The sequence below is a fragment of the Brevibacillus sp. HB2.2 genome (assembly GCF_013284275.1).
Classification (GTDB): domain Bacteria; phylum Bacillota; class Bacilli; order Brevibacillales; family Brevibacillaceae; genus Brevibacillus; species Brevibacillus brevis_D.
The window spans coordinates 1-19,198 of record NZ_JABSUV010000040.1; the positions used below are offsets into that span (position 1 = coordinate 1).

General features: G+C 41.0%; 17 protein-coding genes and 1 pseudogene. 13 read left to right on the forward strand and 5 right to left on the reverse strand.

Annotated elements, in window-relative coordinates:
• The 7 genes and pseudogenes from HP401_RS23720 to HP401_RS23750 form a co-directional block, all read left to right on the forward strand.
• Positions 1-615 (forward strand): annotated as a pseudogene (locus HP401_RS23720) (hypothetical protein); the annotation flags it as partial.
• A gap of 14 nt (positions 616-629) precedes the next feature.
• Entirely contained in the window at positions 630-1,229 is a 600-nt protein-coding gene (locus tag HP401_RS23725; RefSeq protein ID WP_173606789.1) for a pentapeptide repeat-containing protein, read from the forward strand.
• Positions 1,230-1,690: 461 nt separating this feature from the next.
• The gene (locus HP401_RS23730; protein ID WP_173606790.1) at positions 1,691-2,497 is read left to right on the forward strand and encodes an SMI1/KNR4 family protein; all 807 of its coding nucleotides are present in this window, start codon (positions 1,691-1,693) and stop codon (positions 2,495-2,497) included.
• 456 nt (positions 2,498-2,953) lie between these two features.
• Positions 2,954-3,568: a hypothetical protein gene (locus HP401_RS23735; protein WP_173606791.1), complete on the forward strand. Its 615-nt coding sequence runs from the start codon at positions 2,954-2,956 to the stop codon at positions 3,566-3,568.
• A gap of 259 nt (positions 3,569-3,827) precedes the next feature.
• A complete protein-coding gene (locus HP401_RS23740; RefSeq protein WP_173606792.1) occupies positions 3,828-6,203 on the forward strand; it encodes an ATP-binding protein in 2,376 nt (791 codons plus the stop codon).
• A complete protein-coding gene (locus HP401_RS23745) occupies positions 6,200-6,850 on the forward strand; it encodes a response regulator transcription factor (protein WP_173606793.1) in 651 nt (216 codons plus the stop codon). Before HP401_RS23740 ends, HP401_RS23745 begins: the two co-directional genes overlap by 4 nt.
• Positions 6,851-7,115: 265 nt before the next feature.
• Positions 7,116-7,526 carry a hypothetical protein gene (locus HP401_RS23750; RefSeq protein WP_173606794.1) on the forward strand — a complete coding sequence of 137 codons (411 nt, stop codon included), beginning with the start codon at positions 7,116-7,118 and terminating at the stop codon, positions 7,524-7,526.
• A gap of 364 nt (positions 7,527-7,890) precedes the next feature.
• Here the strand turns inward: HP401_RS23750 and HP401_RS23755 are convergent, their stop codons facing one another.
• Positions 7,891-8,043, reverse strand: coding sequence for a hypothetical protein (locus HP401_RS23755; protein WP_172141946.1), 153 nt, complete (start codon positions 8,041-8,043; stop codon positions 7,891-7,893).
• A 74-nt stretch (positions 8,044-8,117) separates the two neighbouring features.
• Entirely contained in the window at positions 8,118-10,106 is a 1,989-nt protein-coding gene (locus HP401_RS23760) for a serine hydrolase domain-containing protein (RefSeq protein WP_173606795.1), read from the reverse strand.
• A 271-nt stretch (positions 10,107-10,377) separates the two neighbouring features.
• Here HP401_RS23760 and HP401_RS23765 point away from each other — a divergent pair, with 271 nt between their 5' ends.
• The 5 genes from HP401_RS23765 to HP401_RS23785 all read left to right on the forward strand — a co-directional run bounded on the left by HP401_RS23765 (position 10,378) and on the right by HP401_RS23785 (position 15,498).
• The gene (locus HP401_RS23765) at positions 10,378-10,965 is read left to right on the forward strand and encodes a sensor domain-containing protein (protein ID WP_173606796.1); all 588 of its coding nucleotides are present in this window, start codon (positions 10,378-10,380) and stop codon (positions 10,963-10,965) included.
• A 4-nt stretch (positions 10,966-10,969) separates the two neighbouring features.
• Positions 10,970-12,778 carry a helix-turn-helix transcriptional regulator gene (locus HP401_RS23770; RefSeq protein ID WP_173606797.1) on the forward strand — a complete coding sequence of 603 codons (1,809 nt, stop codon included), beginning with the start codon at positions 10,970-10,972 and terminating at the stop codon, positions 12,776-12,778.
• A gap of 154 nt (positions 12,779-12,932) precedes the next feature.
• Positions 12,933-13,556 carry a hypothetical protein gene (locus HP401_RS23775; RefSeq protein WP_173606798.1) on the forward strand — a complete coding sequence of 208 codons (624 nt, stop codon included), beginning with the start codon at positions 12,933-12,935 and terminating at the stop codon, positions 13,554-13,556.
• Positions 13,557-13,984: 428 nt separating this feature from the next.
• Positions 13,985-14,569, forward strand: a complete 585-nt coding sequence (locus HP401_RS23780; RefSeq protein WP_173606799.1) for a hypothetical protein — start codon at positions 13,985-13,987, stop codon at positions 14,567-14,569.
• A gap of 17 nt (positions 14,570-14,586) precedes the next feature.
• Positions 14,587-15,498, forward strand: coding sequence for a nucleotidyl transferase AbiEii/AbiGii toxin family protein (locus HP401_RS23785; protein WP_254457167.1), 912 nt, complete (start codon positions 14,587-14,589; stop codon positions 15,496-15,498).
• 524 nt (positions 15,499-16,022) lie between these two features.
• On the opposite strand, the gene HP401_RS23790 is transcribed toward HP401_RS23785, so the two are convergent.
• The 3 genes from HP401_RS23790 to HP401_RS23800 all read right to left on the reverse strand — a co-directional run bounded on the left by HP401_RS23790 (position 16,023) and on the right by HP401_RS23800 (position 18,284).
• Entirely contained in the window at positions 16,023-16,709 is a 687-nt protein-coding gene (locus tag HP401_RS23790; RefSeq protein WP_173606800.1) for a hypothetical protein, read from the reverse strand.
• A gap of 666 nt (positions 16,710-17,375) precedes the next feature.
• Positions 17,376-17,807, reverse strand: coding sequence for a DUF1259 domain-containing protein (locus HP401_RS23795; RefSeq protein ID WP_012685028.1), 432 nt, complete (start codon positions 17,805-17,807; stop codon positions 17,376-17,378).
• A 51-nt stretch (positions 17,808-17,858) separates the two neighbouring features.
• Entirely contained in the window at positions 17,859-18,284 is a 426-nt protein-coding gene (locus HP401_RS23800; protein ID WP_173606801.1) for a DUF1259 domain-containing protein, read from the reverse strand.
• Positions 18,285-18,631: 347 nt separating this feature from the next.
• On the opposite strand from HP401_RS23800, the gene HP401_RS33600 reads away from it, so the two are divergent.
• The gene (locus HP401_RS33600) at positions 18,632-19,198 is read left to right on the forward strand and encodes a pentapeptide repeat-containing protein (protein WP_173606802.1); all 567 of its coding nucleotides are present in this window, start codon (positions 18,632-18,634) and stop codon (positions 19,196-19,198) included.

Consider the following 19,198-nt stretch of genomic DNA (forward strand, 5'->3'; position numbering starts at 1 on the left):
AAAGAGCGCGAGAGGAAGGAACGTGAAGAAAAAGAGAGAGAAGAAAGGGAGAGAAAAGAAAGAGAAGAAAGAGAGAGAAAAGAAAGAGAAGAAAGAGAGAGAAGAGAAAGAGAAGAAAGAGAGCGAAGGGAACAAGAGCAGAGGGATACTGAAGGGACGGGTGAAGGTAATAAGCCTAACCTGTATGATAAGGATGGAAATTATACTGGGGGTAGAAGCCAAAAGGAATTGGATGATTTGGCTACAGACCCAGATAGGGGATATGTTTTAGATGAACAAGGCGAAAAGGAAAGAGAAGTAGGTTTAGCTGTAGAAGAAAGAGGGGAACTAGGCAAAATTAAAAGGGATTCTGGTGGTGCTGAATTCTATGATGAATCATCACCTACTAAGCAACGTTGGGATGTTAAGAGTTATGAATCTTATCCTAATGGTCACACAAACCCTAAAAAGGGAGCATTTAGTGTGAAAAGAACACTAGAAAATATGTATAAAAAATTAAATAAAGACATCAATTTAATAATTGATACTAGAGGGCTGATCCCGGAACATGTTGCTCAACTAAAAGATGCAGTGAGTAAGGAAGGTATTGCAGATAGGATTATTTGGTATCCATAAAAAGGGTGATTAGAATGGTAGATGAAAAAAACATAATTAAAAAATTTGAATTTCATCAAGTATGGTTAGATTCAGTGGGGAGGGAGGGGGAGAAATTGGTACTTGACGAAATAAATCTGGAAGGTCTCGACTTGTCCAATTTTTCCTTTAAAGAAGCTAGGTTAATTGAATGTTCGTTTGATAGTATGAATTTAGAAAAAGGAAATTTTATTTTAACTTGGCTATATTCTTCAACGTTTAGAAATGCTTATTTACAGGGGGCTAACTTCTATAAAGGTTATGTTTCATATGCGGATTTTAGTTACTCTAATCTTCGAAACTCAAAATTTACAGATTGTGAAAGTGCAGAGACCATTTTTTTAGGGGCTGATCTTTCGAATGCTGAGTTAAATGTTTGTTATTTTAGTAGTGTAGACTTTAGAAATTCAAAACTGGATAATGCAAACATTGAAGATTCTTTTTTTGAAGATGTTTTAGTAAAGGGTGCAAGCTTCAAAAATGTTAAGGGAATTGAGAAGGCTAATATTATAAGTATAAATATTGGAACGCCAGAGGAACCAATAACCTTAGATAATGAACAAGCAAAAAGGTGGATTTTTGAAAATTGTATGTGAGTTGTTATTTAAATAATGATTTGCCAAGATATATTTTGTAAATACATTTACAATCCCAACAATAAGATCGTTACAATACAACCAACAAACCAAACACTTGATAAACTTTAAAAGGCTTATTCCACCTAAACGACGAGGAGGAATGAGCCTATTTTGTATGGGATGGAGGGACTCATCGTGGTAGGGATTGGGAAGGCAGAACGGGAGAGAAAAGAGAAAAAGAGCAGAGGGATACTGAGGGGACGGGAAACGTGGCTTCATACCCACCTAGAACTCCAGAGACTACTGCAAAATCAAAAGTAGTAAATGCTGCACATGATACCAAAGTAAAATAGCAGGCATGGATACTGTTTGGCGCTCATCTAAAAAAGAAAATCCGTATCCATACGCACAAGATTCAAACCAAATGAATCCATGTTTAACGTGTAGAGATATAAAAAATATAGAGGAGTACATGAAATATGCAAATGCCAATAAAAAGCAATCACATTCCACCCATAGGAGATTGTACAAATCTTTTTGAACGATTATCAAAATATATATCAAGATTTGATGAGAAATGGATAAATGAAATAGAACCAGCAAAAAAAGAGAGCATAGATACGCTAAAAAATCTAACGCAAATTAATAATTATATCTATCATTATCCTAAAGAATATGAGATTTATTTACATTATATGGGGCAGGATGATAAGGGTTTACTTAAAACTCAACTTCCAGGATACGCTTCAATTTCTGAGATAATTGATTCTTATGAAGCGATACATGAGGAAGCACCAGACACTTTAAGTGATAAATATATACATTTTTTTCAAAAAGAATTATTTGATGGTCAACTATCATTTGATTTTACCCAAACTGATAATCCTCAGATTATTATGACTAATGAAGACAGCCAGTTTGTAAGCTATTTTGCAGATAACTTTGAAAAATTGTTATTTCAATGTGCATTTAGTAAATATGAAAGTTTAAATTATGATAAGTGTATAATGTTTACTGGATCACCTAACATGCTTAAAGAAGCAATAAAGAGGCACAATGAATCGGATGTTCTTAGCATAATTGATAAATTTTCGAAAACATATGATTTTCAAAGAGCATGGTTTAGTGACCTGACCCATCATATAGGTTTTAAAGACGGCATTAGCTTTTACATCGAAAGTAGGAATAATGCTTTGTGTGGGTTTATAGCAGGTGATTTAGATAAACAAATCGACATTATTAGTGAAACCTTACTAGCTGAATTATGTGTTAATAAAAAAATTTAAAGCATTCACAATGCTTATATGCAAAGTTTCGAATGGCAAAACGTGAACAGGTAGTGGAAGAAGAGTTGAAGAACCAGCAACTCGCACAGGAAGTAGAAAAGTAAATGAGGTCTATTGCTTAGGCACGAGCTGTATACGAGCAGCTTATGGATAAAGGGATGGGTAGTACAGGAATATATCCTTACGTTAACCGGTACGGGGAGACTGTCAAAAAGAACGAACTATTACTGATACAGAATTTAGAGATTCGAACTCATTAACACTGCAACAAATTACCGATATTATGAATAATAAGAATAAAAGTTTGGTAGAAAGAGGATAGAAAAAGGTATTAATCCAAAGTCATTTTAGCTACTCTCGCTCAAGAGCAAGGGTAGGTAAGAAGTGGAAGTTATCAAAGTGCATTCGGTGATTGGCAAGACATTTTCAGATCTTTTGATTGAGGGAGATTAAGCAATGAAAAAATTGTTAGTTACTTTAATCCTACTATCAGCGACGATAGTCTTTTCTGCTTGTAATTCCCAAAAGCCTAACTCTAATACATCCGAAATGAGTCAACAGGTTACGCCTGTGAACAAAACAGAGGGATTAATTACTACTGAAAATCAAGCTTCGAATACGAAAACAACAGACTTATCTACCAAAGAACTAAAACAGTATTTAAACTCAACAAAATCAAACATCTCAACAATAACGGAGAAAGACAATGAAACAGGGACTATTTCAGTTATGGAATCCCATATGGTATTTCCGTTTGTATTTGTGAAAAGCTTAGGGGTATCATTCATTTTTCCAAATGATACTGATGATATAAATCCAACCTACCTGAATGTAAACAAGGCTACAAACATTAGAAATGCTAATGTAAAGGGTGCAATGCCAGGAATGAATTTTAAAGATATACTCAGTAAACTTGAAAATGCACAGGTCAAGAAAACGTGGATCTCAACAGAAGATAATGTGACTTATAAAATTGATTATAAACTCGACGGTGTCGTGTATACTTTTATTTCATCTGATGAACTGGGAAATGAATCACAACTATTTATTTCCTTAGACGATAACGAATAGGCGGTTGTTGGGGTGGGTGATGAATGAACCCATCATTCAACCAATAATACGTATAACCCATGTAATACCCGTAAATAACGCTATTGCGTTAAATTAAACAGGTCGATTATGGTCAGATACCACCATGATTGACCTGTTTTTTGTGCAGCCGAAGGAAAGTAGACCTTATGGGGAGAAATTGGTAAAATAAGGTAATTTATGTTATGTTTCACAAAAGTAGATTCATTCAAAATGATCGTGGTAAAGGAGATCCAGCCGAATGCAATTAAGTAAGAAGCAATGGCTTTTTATCGTCCTTTTTGTACTGGCAGGCTTGTTTGCAAGCTATGCGAGTTATTTAGCCTTTACCAAAACGCTCGTGAACATATATGTAGAGAAAATGCCTGACGGGGCTTGGATCGTTTCAGACAACGTCGTATCGGAGTACAATGCAAGTCAGTGGGCAGAGGAGAATGACATAGCTACAGGTGATAGGATTATAAAAATAGATGGTCATTCTCCCGATGAGGACATCTCCGTTTCACGGTTTGGGAAGATTGGTACGGCAGATACATTGGAAGTCTTAAAAGACGGGAAGCGGATTGTGCATCATGTACAAAATGAGCACAGCATTTCGTATCTGGTGTACTGTGTGATTCTGCCAGGCATTATTTTTGTCATGCTGCTTCTCTTTTCTATATTTTTACTCCAGAAGACAGAGGCAAAAAATGTTCCTTCGATCACGTTAATTCTGTTTTTTCTGGCGACCGGGTGTGGCTATGTATCAGGCGCTACCGCTGGCTTGGGGGACATGATCATTCGGCTTGGAAATACGCTGGGTGTTTTGTTCTGCCTCGTTTTATTACTGCATTTTCTTCTCAGCTATTTTGACCTCCTCCACACGAGAGGGCGCATCCTATTGACTCTCGTATACTTCACAAGCACGCTCCTCTATGTTGCGGAAAGCTTCGTTTCATTTGCAAAGATGAAGGAATACTTCCTGACGGTGTATGTAGTCAAGCTGACCTTTTACTCCATTGTATTCTTGATTAATCTCATTGTTATTTTATTACAATATTTCCATTACCGACGAACACGAAAAGAAGCGATCATGAAGGTCATGCTCACCGGGATATGTGTATCCTATTTCCCTTATGTAGCGCTGGTGACCTTGCCGAAAACGCTCTTTGGTTTTGAATTGATCCAGACGGAGATAGCGGTCTCGTTTCTGTTTTACTTGCCTGTCTCTTTTTATTATTTGGTGACAGCGAAACAGCTTCTTGATATTGATTTTTTGTTGAACCGATTAAAGTATTATCTCCTGCTGTCACTGTTGCCGTCAGTGTTGATCTTGCTGATTTGCATGTATGTGATCGGCTATTCTCCTAATGGAATGGTGAGCTGGCTTCAGCTGTCACTGGCGACTTATCTGATTATTACGCTGCTCTTTTTTGCGAAAGAGACGTTGGACTATGAACTAAGGCACATTTTGTTTCGAGAAAAACTCAATTTCCAGTCAAGCCTGGATCGCTTTTCACGAGAGATCATGAGAGTGATGAAGGTGGTAGAACTGGATGAACGCTTGCTTGCCGAAATACGTGACACGTTGCAAGTAAAAGCCGTTTCCATCGCAGAGATTGAACCGAACCAGAGGAAGGTACATTGGCTGGAAGGCTATCCAGCTCCGCCGACGGAGAATATTATTCAGGTTCTTCAAAAAAATAGCGTCATGAAGATTGGGGACATCGTTACCGATGAGAGCGGTGTGTTTATCCATATGGGGGAGCGAAATCAGAATTTGGCATTTGTCTGGTTGCAAAACAAGCCCAACCAGACACAATACAATATCGACGAAATCATATGGATAAAAACAATGATCAGATATGTAGGTCTTGTCTATGAAAATCTTTTTTTGATTGAGAAGCTGTCAGACGAGCTAGAGGAATCGCTACAAAAGCAAAAAGGGGTGTCACCGTGGCTCCTTCGCTTGTTTTTTCGCATGTCTGAGAAGGAAAGGCGCCGACTGGCAAGCGATCTGCACGATTCTGCGTTACAGGAGCAAATTGTTTGGTACCGAAGGCTGGATAAGCTGATTACGGACACGAGAACACCAGAAGCGGTCGCTAGTGAGCTAACACACATCCGAGAAGGACTCTTGGATGTCATCTATCAAATCCGTCAAGTTTGTAACGAGTTACGTCCGCCATTTTTGCAGGAGATGGGCATTGTAGAAGTGCTGGAGGGCTTGATTTCTTACACCCAGCAACAAGAGAACTTTACGATCACGTTTGCGAAAGGTGAGATCCCTTCTGATCTCGATCCGGAAATCTCGATCAGTCTGTATCGGATTGTACAGGAATTGTTGCGAAATGCTGCTAAACACGCCTGTGCATCCAGCGTCCACATCACGTTGGATTGCAACAACGAACACCTGATCCTGCACTATTCCGATAACGGACAAGGCATGGCTGAAACGGAGCTACGATCAACCTTTTCTCACATGGGTATCGTGGGGATTCAAGAGCGGGTGCGCTGTTTGCGGGGGACAATCCTTTTTCAAACCGATGTGGGAAAAGGTTTTGATGTTCATGTCACACTGCCCGTAGATAGGATTGCCGATACACTTTTATTGGATGGAAAGGAGATTTATCCATGATGAATCTGTTGTTGGTCGATGATCATCCCTCCGTTCGGGAAGGAACAAAAGTCATGTTTGAGGAGGAGCAAGATTTTACGGTAAGCGCGGTGTCTTCCGGGATGGAGGCATTGGAGTTGGTCAAAATCATTGACTTTGATGTGATGCTGTTTGATTTGCACATGCCCGTAATCAACGGCTTGGAGCTGACCAAGCGCATCATGAGCATCAAACCCAATCCGCTCATCATCATCTACACAGGCTTTGAAATTGAGCCGTACTTTAACAAACTGGTAGAGGCGGGTGTCTCCGGTTTTGTCAGCAAAACATCCACAAGAGAGCAGATGATCGAAGCCATCCGATGCACAGTGCGCAATGAAACCGTTATTCCGATTCCTTTGTTTAAACAATTAAGACGAAACAGCGTACGGCTTTGTACAGGAGAGGATCAACTGGAAGAGGTGTCCATAAACGAGCGGGAGCAGCAAATTCTGCTCGAAATTGCAAAAGGGCGAAGCAACAAAGAACTGTCGGAGATCTTGCTGATGAGCCAGCGCAACGTGGAGTACCAGTTGACGCGCATCTTTGGAAAGTTGCAGGTACGGTCGCGGGCAGAGGCGATCAGCGAAGCTATCAAAAGGGGAATCATCTCTGAACAGAGCTGGTAGTTAGGTAGTCGTTTGGAGAGAAGAGCGTTTGTACTTGTGAAAAGTCGAGCGCTCTTTTTCTATTTTGGAAGAATGATTGCGGGGAGCGCAAAAGAAATACGGGATTCCGAAATAGCGTTTTCGGTGAAAAATGGAAAAATATGGATTACAATAATAATCAGAAGAGGTTGAAGGTACTGAAGGAGGTGAAAAGCATAGCTGGATGCCTTACAGGTTGAGTTGATAGTACGGAGTGAGTATTACAAAATTTGAGGAGGTTGTTCTGATGTTGAAACGTTTTGCTTTTTCTGTTCTTTCGGCAGCTATGGTGCTATCATTGGGAACTGGTGCTGCATTTGCTTCTCAGGGAGATCGTGTATCAACGGCTAAAGCACCTCTTACAGGAAGTATTCAACCACAATCAGCCAATCTTTATGTTGGATGGACTCAAAAATCGGGAGCTCACCATTACCAATTGTCCATAAGAAATACGGACACTAATAACATTCTCTATGTTAAAGGCGAGCGTATTGAGCACAAGTGGGTCTACGGGGATAGCATAAGTCTCCCTGAAGTGCCACCAGGCCCATATAGAGTTTGGCTGGGTGCATATGATAATAATGGTAACATAATAGGGCAGGATACAAACTATGTAACCGTTAACTACAATGGTGGTAATGTATGGCTCAATCCCTAAAATCCATAAAACACACCTTTTCATGGAATATTCACCCCGTAGGGTCTTAATGAGAGCACTGCAAAAGTAGGGTTCTGGTTGAAGCTAGAGTCTTCACCAATGATTCCAAAAAATGCAGACCAACTCCTGTAGGAGGCGGGCTGCATTTTTTCTATGAGCGTTACCATCCGTTTTGCATTTATGACGAAAGTTATTGTATTCGCATACGACCACGGTATTTGTAGGCACAGATTCTCCCTTACGATCACGAGGGACTTGAATATCCACCTTGCCATACTCGGAACGGACAGTCTTTTTCCATTTGTTTTTCATGAAAAAAGACTGCCGAGTTTCTCGACAGCCTTAAAGTGGGGGAGAGTAGTTATTAATCTTTCAACTCCGTAATCACTTTTGAAGCGCGTTTTTCATCAGGGGTAGGGAACATTTGAAATTGATGCTGAAGCTCGATTTCCTTCTCATTCAAGTCACTTGAAACTTTTTGCTCAGCTTGTCCCCTGTGTTTATCGCTATTTTCCACGACCAGTCACCTCCCTCAAAGGAGTAGGGTATACAACGTGTCCCTACTTTATCCCAAAAAGAGGAAAAGGATGCTTATCGTTTAATCGGCAATGAATAGTAACCAAATGCTAAGTCAAGCAAGGCACTGGCTTCTTGACGCTTCAGTAAATCTTTTGAGCGGAAATTGAATGAGCCATCTGCGTTTACCTTCGTGTCAGGATCGACGATGCCTTGTGAAACAAGAGCAGTGATCGCATCTTTTGCCCATGCGTCGGCTGTGTCTTGTAGCGTCACTTTGTTGGTTGCCACAGGTTCAAGCTGCTTTAAATTTTGGATCATGGCAGCAGCGACTTGTCTTGTGATTGGTGCCGATGGGTTCAAATTAGGGATACCTGCGGCCAATTGCTGTCTAAGCACGTCTTCACTCCCGGCCATTACGTAATGGCCTTCTGCTTTGATCAGGGTGTCAGCAAATTCGCCTTGTGTCATGGTCCCTGTAGGATCAAATTTACTTCCTGATTTCGCTCCCATAATGGAAAGGGCGCTGAGGTTGTTGATATGGGTCTTATAGCTGCTAGTGTTTGGGACGTCTGAGTAGGTCTTTTCCATTTCCATTCTTTGAGATTCGCCAGCAATGTTAACGCCTATTGCTGTTGTATAATAGAAGTAGTTGATGTTACCGTTTTTGTCTTCCTTGAACGCGACTTTTTCGCCTGTCTCATCTTCAAATAGCAATGGTTTAATCATTCGCAGTTTTTGTTTTCCGGTTGCCTCACTCTCAAGCACGAGTGATCCATTCTCATAGGTAATAGAAGTGCGTGTCCAATAGGCACGTGTATTTTGATACAGCCCGAAATATTTTTGCGCATCCGCTTCACTCAAGGTCATGTAAACAGGCTCAGCTTTTTTCTCTGTTTCTGGGAAATAATGATCCATGAATTCTTTGTAAATATCAGCGCTAACCATTGAATCATTGTTGTAGGACATGAAAAAGCCGGTTTTATGTTCCGGGATCAATACCATCAGGGAAGAATGGCCTGGCATGTTTCCGCCCTTCAAAACAACTTTCTGACCATTTGCATACTCTGGAAAATAGTTTTCAAAGCCTAAGGTTGTGATCGGGATGTCACCCTCGGAATACTGGTGCGTATGCATCAAATCCAAGCTTTTCTGGCTGACGATTTCCTTGCCGTCAAATTTTCCGTTTTGCAGGTGCATGATCATGTACTTTGCCATGTCATCTGCTGTTGATATAATGCTTCCCTGCGGACCATCAGTTGGATTGGTTCCTTCTAGCGGACGTTGCTCGCCAGTATTAAAGTAATTGGTAGCCATTCTCTTCATGAGCTCAGGCTTCAAGCGTACACTGGTCGAGGACATTCCGAGAGGTTTGAACACTTTCTCATCCATATACTGGTAAAAGGGGATTCCACTTGTTTTTTCCACAGCGTAGCCAGCGAGCAAGAATCCTGTATTATCATACGTATAGACTTCGCCAGGTGGTCGGACGATGACCGGCATGTGCTTTGGAAAGAATTCATCCATCGAGATGTCCTGCCCGATGTATTGTGGACCGGTAAAGGTAGTTTCGTCCGGAAATTCGAAGCCGGGTGTGTAGGCGAGCAAGTCGTACATGGTGACTGGTTTTCCTGTCTTATTCGGAATTTTTAGCCCACCGAGATATTCCTCTATATTGGCATGCAGGTCAATTTTACCCGCATCTACTTGCTGCATGGCAGCCAAGGCGGTAAAGGTTTTCGATACTGAGCCAATTTGGAACACCGTGTCTTTATCAACAGGGGTTTTCTTTTCCTTGTCAGCAAAGCCGTAGCCTTTGTTCACGATGACTTTGCCATCACGGACGACAACAAAGCTGGAACCAGCCACATTAAATTCTTTCATTTTTTTTGCAAACAGTGGATCGGCAAACGCTTCTATTTCTTTTGCATCCACCGGTCCTTGGGTAGCAATGGAAGCAGTCTGCGTGGATTCAACAGCACCGAGCGACTGTGTGCATGCGGAAATCAAGGTTGTGGAGAGAAGAAAAACGACGAGACTCATTTTTTGTATTACTTTTTTCATGTACGATTCTCCTTTTTATGTTGGCAATACGGTTTGACGCACCGACTCTAAGAGTGAGCGCTTGAACACAGTATGGCAAAGCTCGTGTCATACTCGGTAGTTACTTCCTGTCATCACTTTTCCGACTGACAAAAAGATTTTGATGAAATGACATACTTAGCCTGTCATATGACATTTTGATACTGGCTCATGTGACGCGCAGTGGTTTACGGTAATAGCAGACCGTCACCATCGTGTCGGAAAAGGTATAGATAGGAGAGAATTAGCTTAGATGAAAAGAGCGATCATGCGTAACCTTCAAAATGTTATCTTTTTGCTGTATACATTTGTCTCGGGAGTATTTTATTTATGTTTTTACATGGTCAGTATCGTGCTTGGCTTGGCCTTGTCATTTACCGTGGTGGGAATTCCATTGCTCACCAATGTGTTGCGTACAACTCAAACCTTTGTCCAGCATGAACGTATTCAGACGAAGATTTATACGGATATTTCCATAGAACCGTTGGAAATGAGACAAAGAGCCAAGGGAAATCAATGGATGCAGGCAAAAGCGGAATTATTGGATGTAAAAAACTGGATATCCGTTTATTGGCTGATGAAAAAATTTGTCCTAGGCTGTATCTGCCTGGTGATAGGAGTGCTCATCTACATTGCACCCGTATGTTTTGCGATCGTACCGTTGTTCTATCCTTTCATGGAGATACATTTTTTCGGGAGCGTAGTGGATTCAGAGCTGAAGGCATTGCAAATCATGAGTTTAGGACTCATACTCATGATCGGATGCTCCAAGCTAGGGAATGGTCTGGTACAATTAGTTGGTGGGTACACGCGCTTGATGTTCAAAGCAATTAGGAGATGATGGTTTGTTAGATATCGTGAAACAATGGGCCTGGTATGACTGGGTGATGTTTTTTTTACGTCTGATCGGTTGCTTTTCACTGACCGTTACGACTGTAAAATTTGGAGATTATCTCACGCTGCCCTTATGGATGGTTATACTTTGGGAAATGATGGTTTTTTCCGTCCCGTGGATTTGTTTAATGCTGAGCTATCGTTATTATCTGATAGCAGAAATGCTCTTGTTTGGCGGATTATCGATTTATCTCACGTCTATGTTTCCAGAGGCGTACCTTACTTTATTGATGCCTGCTTTTTTGATTGCCGCCAATAGTGCGGAGAAATCGTTTCGCTGGTCGGCTCCCATTACGATTGTTTTTATCCCACTGGTGATTATGTTTTTTTCTCATGTATTTGATGTCTTCGTGATTTTTTCGCAAGTCGGGCTTGCTTATGCGATAGGGTTTGCCTTTCATTTGCTCATCGTCAATCATCGGCAAAATGAAATTATTCGCAAGCAAAACAGTGTGTTGGAGCAATACCTCACCCAAATTGAGAGAGTGACTCTGCTGGAGGAGCGGGATCGGCTCTCCAAGGACCTGCATGATACGATGGGGCATTCCTATGTCTCGATCATCATGGGGATGGAAACCTTACGTCAGGATATAGCGTCGCAGGAAGGGTTGCAAAAGCTCGAATCCCTCTTGCAGCTTGCGCGAAAAGGCATGAAGGAAGTGAGAGGGTACTTGCATCAGATGGGGTCACCGCAAGAGACGCTTCCCTTGGGTCATTCACTGAGGCAGCTTGCGGAGGAGTTTCAGACACATGCAAAAGTGAATGTGCGATTTCGTGCGATTGGAGAAGAGTATCCTGTAGGTAAGCAGGTGAAAATGACCTTGTTTCGCTGCTTGCAGGAGTCATTGACGAATGCCGTACGCCACGGGCACGCTACGGACATCGTCGTTTCCTTGCATTTTGAGCAGCAACAGACGAGGCTGGAAGTACAGGATAACGGTCACGGGGTAGAAAATTGGGAGGATGGCTTCGGGATCACGACGATGAAAGAGAGGGCGGCTCATTTGCAAGGAAGAGTATCCGTATTCTCAGAGCGAGGAGAAGGAACGCTCGTTACTTGTTTGGTGCCGAGGATGGTCGAGAGCGCCGACGAAATCATTCGTTTGGTTATCGTAGATGATCACTCGTTTATTCGGGAAAGCTTGCGCTCGATACTCGAGGGACAGCGGGACCTGCGGGTAGTCGGGTTAGCCGAGGATGGGGCGCTGGCTGTGGAGCTGTGCGAGGAGCTAGAACCAGACCTAGTGCTGATGGACTTGGAGATGCCGAATATGGACGGGATTACTGCGACAAAACGAATAAAGGAAAAATGGCCCGGTATTCGTATTCTTGTCCTGTCTACGTTTCAGGATACTGAAAAAGCCAAGGAAATCATGCGTAGTGGTGCAGACGGCTATCTCTTAAAATCGATTGAATCACGCGAGCTAGCGGAAACAATTCGCCTTGTCCATCGCGGCGGTACGATGATTGCTCAGGACCTGTTTCATAAAATGCTGGATGGACAGCCAGTAAACGAACAGGAAGATTTGCTCGTTGTGCCGAAACAAAGCGAAAAAGACGAGAATGCTTATGGTTTAACGAAGCGAGAGCAGGAGATTTTGCAGATGCTTTCCCAAGGCATGCGTTATAAAACAATCGCTTCCAAGCTGTATTTGTCAGACGGGACCGTTCGTAACTATGCGTCTGCTCTGTATGACAAGCTCGGCGTGCGAAATCGGGATGACGCGGTACAAAAAGGGAAAATGGAAGGACTTGTGTGATATGTGATAGCCAGGGAGAGTAGGCCCTGGTTTTTTTGCATGGGTAAATGGGTTTGACAGCTATTAACAGATAGTTGTATAGTAAACTACCAAATGTACCCAAAAATATACATTACAATTCTCCTATCAAAACTCCACGAGGAGGAACGACACGATGGAAATGTCTATCACAAGAGGACTCTCAGAATTAAAATTACTCGATAAAAGAATCCAAAAAGGAATCAATGAAACGACTTTCATATCTTCGGCTATTGGACCGAAGCCCGTATCTGGCTATACTTCAACAGAACTGTATGTGGAAACAACAGAACGCAACTACCAATCCACCATTGATCTAATAAAAAGAAGACAAAAAATTAAGTCGCTAATCGTCGAATCCAACGCGAAGACAATGGTAACGATTAGCGGCAAGAAAATGACAGTAGCCGAAGCAATCGAGCGAAAAACCTCCATTCAATATGAGAAATCACTGCTGGAGAAAATGAGAAGAGATTACAACCACGCTGTCACGCAGGTTGAAGAGAAAAATGAAGAAGTACAGCTGCGCTTAGAAAAGCTGCTCGAAGCGAACTTTGGCAAAGACTCCAAGGTGAAGGATACAGAAATGGAGGCGATCTCCAAACCATTTAAAGAGCAGAATGAAGCGAAGCTCGTAGACCCATTGAAATTGAAAGAGAGAATGGATACGCTTAGTAAAGAAATTGACGAGTTTGAGTGTGAAGTCGATTTTATTTTAAGCGAATCCAATACGATTACCAAAATCCATCTTGTGGATTAACAGTGTAATTTGCTAATCATTTGAATAGCTGATAAACGAGAGTCCCTTGCCTAGTGGGTTAACTAGGCCATCCTATAATTATTTGGCGAATATGAGGATGAAAGCTCAAAGATGAGAGCTCAGCTTTCAAAACTTACGTATCAAAGCTCTTTAGGCTCAAAGCTCAGGACTTACGCTTTAAGACTCGATGAAATCTTGGGGCATTGGTCCATAAAAGTACACTCTCTGGACTTTTCAGCAACCACCAAGCTAAATGGTTAGCAACTAGCACTCATACAAAGTAGAGATATGTTGAGAAATGATTTTCAACGTACCTCTACTTTTTTATTTAAACGAAACGTTAAGAAATAGAAAAGTTATGTCGATACAAATAGGAAGAAAAGGAAATGAATTGAATGTGCCATACAAGAAAGTCAGGGAGTGAAGCAATGGAATTTGAGTTTCATGTTACCTTCAACGATCTCCAACTTGATGAAAAGGAAGCTTTTATCGATCTTTGCCAATCGCAACAAGTGAAACCGGTCATGATCGTTTTGGATCAGGGAAATTACATCAATCAACCGATGGTAACAGGAGTAATCACGCGAGCAGATTTTCAGGATGCGAATAAAGAGATGGAAAAGATTGCAGCTACGTTTCAAAACAACGGTTTTACCATCGTCCGAAAAAAAGTAGAGATTTCACCAAAAGAAGAAACGTACTTTTACCAGCCCATCCTAAAAAACTCGAAGCCTTACTTCGAATGGCATGGCAAAGTACAGGTCGATGATGTCGCGGCGTTACGAAATTTATGTGAGGGTCATGGCGGACATATTTCGAGAAACTCTTTGAATGTGAATGGAAAAGTGAGATTTATCACCGTCCGAGAATATGAAAGCCCGAAACAGTTTTATGACCGAGTAGAAAAGATTCATACCATTTTGCAAGCAAATCAGATCGGGCTAATCAAAGAACAGTACGAACTATGCATTTATGACAGCCGGGAAGAACTGGACAGCGGCTGGATTTCCTAATGAGTAGAGGGAGGATCATGATGATTACATACGACGATGTAGCAGAGTTGGAATATGAGGCGAGAGAGCTCATTGTTTTGGAAGCACTGTTGAGAAGAATTGCTCTTGTGAATATGCCCTTTGTATTAAAAGGCAGTCTTCTAACCAGACAATATTTGGATAACCGAGAGATTCGGGACGCGGATGATATCGATTTATTGTATGCGGGGAAGATCAGGGATGTTGAACATGCCCACGAAGTATTTACACAATGGATGATCCAAGTAACCGAAATGGATCTAAACGACGGCGTGGTGTTTAGAAGTTTTCGAAAAAATGCGTTTTGGAGATATATCGATTACGCAATGGCAGATGATTTTCCGACGATTAATACGGATATTGCCTATTATTTCACAGGTCAAACAAGGGAAGCGAATGACTATAACGAGCTTAATCTGGATATTTCGTTTAACCTGGAAATGGATGCAGAACCGGTTCCGCTACAGTACCAACCTGCCATTGGGGAAAGCTTCTTGGTTCCGTACACTGTGCCCCTGTCCATCCAGGTTGCTTGGAAGCTGCATCAAACGATTGTAAGGCCGAGGTTTAAAGACTTGTACGATTTGAAATTTTTACTCTCCCACCCGTCCTATGACAACGATGCGCTCAAGGAAACATTACAGGCGCTCGTGAACGAATGCAGTATCGATCCAGCTATTAAAAAAGCGGATATGAAAAAGGTGCTGGTCGATGATTTACAGCACATATACGATTCATTATCCTACGATTACGACTTGAGAAAATATGCGGGCAGCATGGATCGTGGCCTTTATTTTACGCAGTTTGTCAGTGATTTGCGTAAAAAGATGGATTTTGCCGGGATTAATGGGTACGCGTTTGAAAGTTTGCCAAGTCCAACAAATAAAGAAATTAGCAGGATTTCATATTAATATACATGCTCAACTGATAGGCAACATAACGTTACTTAACAAACTTAGAAAGCTTATTTCATCTGTGATGTTAGAAGGAGTGGGCTTTTCTTGTATAAAACAAATGAAGGAAATGTTTTAGCTAGTAAATGTTTTGATTACTTTTTTTAAAACAGGTTTTGTTTCTAAAAGACTTTAGAAAGCAGAAAAAGATGTTGCTCTTTTTGAGCTCACGAGTAACAGCGGATATATAATAAGTTGGTGTGGAACTGGAGTAAAAGTGTATTCGACAGTTGATGAAGAGACGGGTAATAGTTGGTAGAACTATTCGCAACTATGACGAGGTGTTACAGAGTTATGATGGAATGATATACCTAAAAAAGTGTCTATACTCGAATATCAGAACTTAAAAACGAATATAAATATAAAAAGGGGGTGCTTCCATTATTGGAGCAGCCCCTTTTACACGAATTCCTATTTCTAAAAGTACATCGATGAAATTCTCGGTCATTGTACAATCTGGAAGTTAATTTTACTGATTAACTTTATAATTCTTTCCACTTACCTGTATAGTATCCATTCGGTTGGATATTAAGCTCTGCCTTGAGGCTCAACGTTTGTACTGTCGCGATTTCCCATATAGAAAACTTGAATTTAGGGTTAGCGATGGCTGTAATACCGTCACCTTTTTTAGCATAATCAGTGTACATTGGCCCTTCGCTTACAATGCTCCAATAATTAATAATTGGAGTTGTATCGTAATCAGAATAGGGTGTCTTTTCAAACCAAGTAATATCTGAACCATTGGTTGTAAAATCTTGGTACAGGTGGTAGTCAAATAAATCAACTCCTACAGCACTTGTAGCAGTGTATGTAGTGGAAGCAGTCAAATCTCTTTCTTTTGAAAGCGGTGAAGTGATACCTTTTGTACGTTTAGGGTTGCTGACTACATTCGTTGTAACCCTGATGCTACTACCATCATCAAAAGTATGTTGTGCAACTGTAGGTTCTCCGATTTTTCCGGAGAATTCCAGTCCTTTTGCCATAACTTTATTAACCTCGTTGCTGTCTAAAGCCTTAATTAATTTACCATTGTGAAAAGCTTGCTTCTTCACTTCCGCTTTTAATAAAACAGTTGGTTCAGATGCTGATACCGGGTGACTTAACAGAGGGAAAAATGTAACGGAAAATGCACATACGACACCAGTTAAAACTGACCAAAATTTACGCAATTTTCCAACCTCCTTTTATGGTATAATTGTAAAACAAACACAGATAAATGTAAATAGTTTGCATATTTGGAGGTGTAAGGATGAGGTTTTTTTTGAAACCTAGCACGATAATATTTTGCCTAGTTTTGTTAATAGGAATCCTAAACTTAATGCCTTCTCAGAATACAGGTCTATGGTTACAATTTTTGATTCTAATAGTGTCTGCTTTCTTTATTGCACTAATCGTCGAATGGATTTTTAAATTGATAAAATCTTCGAAACGATAAAACGAGATATGCCCTCTATTTGAGGGCATATTCCTTTATTCATGTGAAAAAAGTTATTCTTCTTTTTTCCTTACTTTCGATCATAGGAGGGAAAGTAAGCGGTAATGGATACTTTTGCGTCTTAGGCCATTACAACACTTTCGCTTGAAGTCATCCCATAGCAGATGGCTTTACTTGAAAAGTAGGGCTCCATTCATAATTCCTCTGTTCATCGAAAATAATGTTCTAGACTGGAGATGTTGATCTTACGTAGTTTTTGGTTAAAAAAGTTTGCAGCCGCAGATAAATGAGTTTTAGACCGCCCCTTAATAAATGAAACAGCGGCTTCTAAGACCTGAAAAGAAAGTATGAAATTACTACGTCATTTGCTGCCGCTGTTTTCTATTAGCAATACCAATGATTACCCCAAAAACGCAATAGAACGCTTCACTTTTCTTGCGAATGCAATGGGATTATCAATCGACTCCCAATGAATATACATAAGACGCGGGTTGTCAAAGAGCCAGTGATTATGGACTGCTGTTACTTTTATTCCGTTTTTGCGAAGGTTTGATAGCAAACGGTTTACTTGATTTTGGAAGAGAGCCGTTTCCCCTAAACATAGTGCACGGCCTGAACTGTTCAAGGATTCGAAGGAGAACAATTGATAGCGGACCAACGGGGATGTTGTTTTTCTGCCTAATATGGACGCATTGAATTTTCTATTTCTGGAAACGAAACAAACAGGACCTCTTGTAATTTCATGCTCAGTTCCACCTAAAATGGCAGAAAATCGGTTACACAACCTTCTAAACTGAGGACTTGCCTTTGCTTTTGCCTTTACTTTGCCCATATTCGTCATCCTTTCGATTATGATGAAATGAAAACTTCATGGCTCCACCATTTAACCCAGGAATGCGATGGACTCTTTGGTTTTCCTGGCGAATACGATAGGATTCTCTATCGCTTCCCAATGCATATACATTAAGCGCGGATTTTCTTTTAGCCAGTGGTTGTGAAGTGCCGTCACTTTAATCCCACGTTTGCGGAGATTCGACATCAAGCGGTTAACTTGATTTTGGTGCACGGCAGTCTCTCCCAAACAAAGGGCACGGCCCGACTTATCAAGAGATTCAAACGAAAACATTTGAGCTCGAACTAAAGGGGAAAGCGTACGTCTTCCCAAGATGGTTTCTCGAAGATTTGTAAGGCGCATGACAAAACAAACAGGCCCACTATCAATTTCTGACTCGCCCCCTAATATTTTTCCAAATCGGGTACAGAGCCGTTTGAATTGTGGGCTAACCTTCGCTTTCGCTTTATTCGCCATAGTAATCCTCCTTTTGTCAATCTCGAATTAGCTTATGATTGACAGTAAAAAGGGAAATGAGTAATTTGTGGTTTTTTACATGGAAAAGACACAGATTTCATTCTAGACCCTAGTTGTTTTCCCTAAGCACACTTATGATGATTCACTCGTAGAGTGGTTTATAGGATAAATATCATGATGATGCAGTGTTGTATGCTCTTATCTCTAATCCAACTCTTTTCGCGATTTCGCTAACACAACCTGAGACCTAGGACGCGGCTGTACACTCAATTTTTTGAGGAGAAGAAGCCGTTTGATGTGATTTATACACTGCCAGAGTGGACGAAGGCTTCGAAAGGAAGTATGGCATGGAAATAGAAGACAGGTTCTCCAAACATATTCAATGGACAGATTCAGCTGGTGATGCTGGCGAGAAAATAGAATGGGAAAAAGTGGAGGTGAGAAATCTAAACATAACAGGTCAAAACCTAAGTTGTATGCTCATAGTAGAATCAAAGATGAACCATTCCATCTTAACCAATAATGATATGAGTGATGGATATTTTCTCGGTACCTCGTTTGATGCGTCGAATCTCTCTGAAAGCATCCTAAGTAAGACTGTATTTAATTACGGATCATTCAAGCATACTTCGTTGAAAAAATGCCTGTGTATTAAGGCGTCGTTTGATGATGCCGATCTTAGTTATGCTGACTTATCAGGTGCAGATTTACAACGAGCCTCGTTTCGAGGAGCAAATTTGAGCTACGCCAACTTTTCTCATGCTAATCTGAAAGGTGCAGTCCTAGATGGAGCGCTTCTCTATAAAACACGATTTGCAGATGCAAAAGGGGTTGAGGAGTGGATAGTGCAGAATGATATCCACACAGCAGCGTACAGAAAAAAGCCACAAGAATGGACTGAGGACGGTGAATAG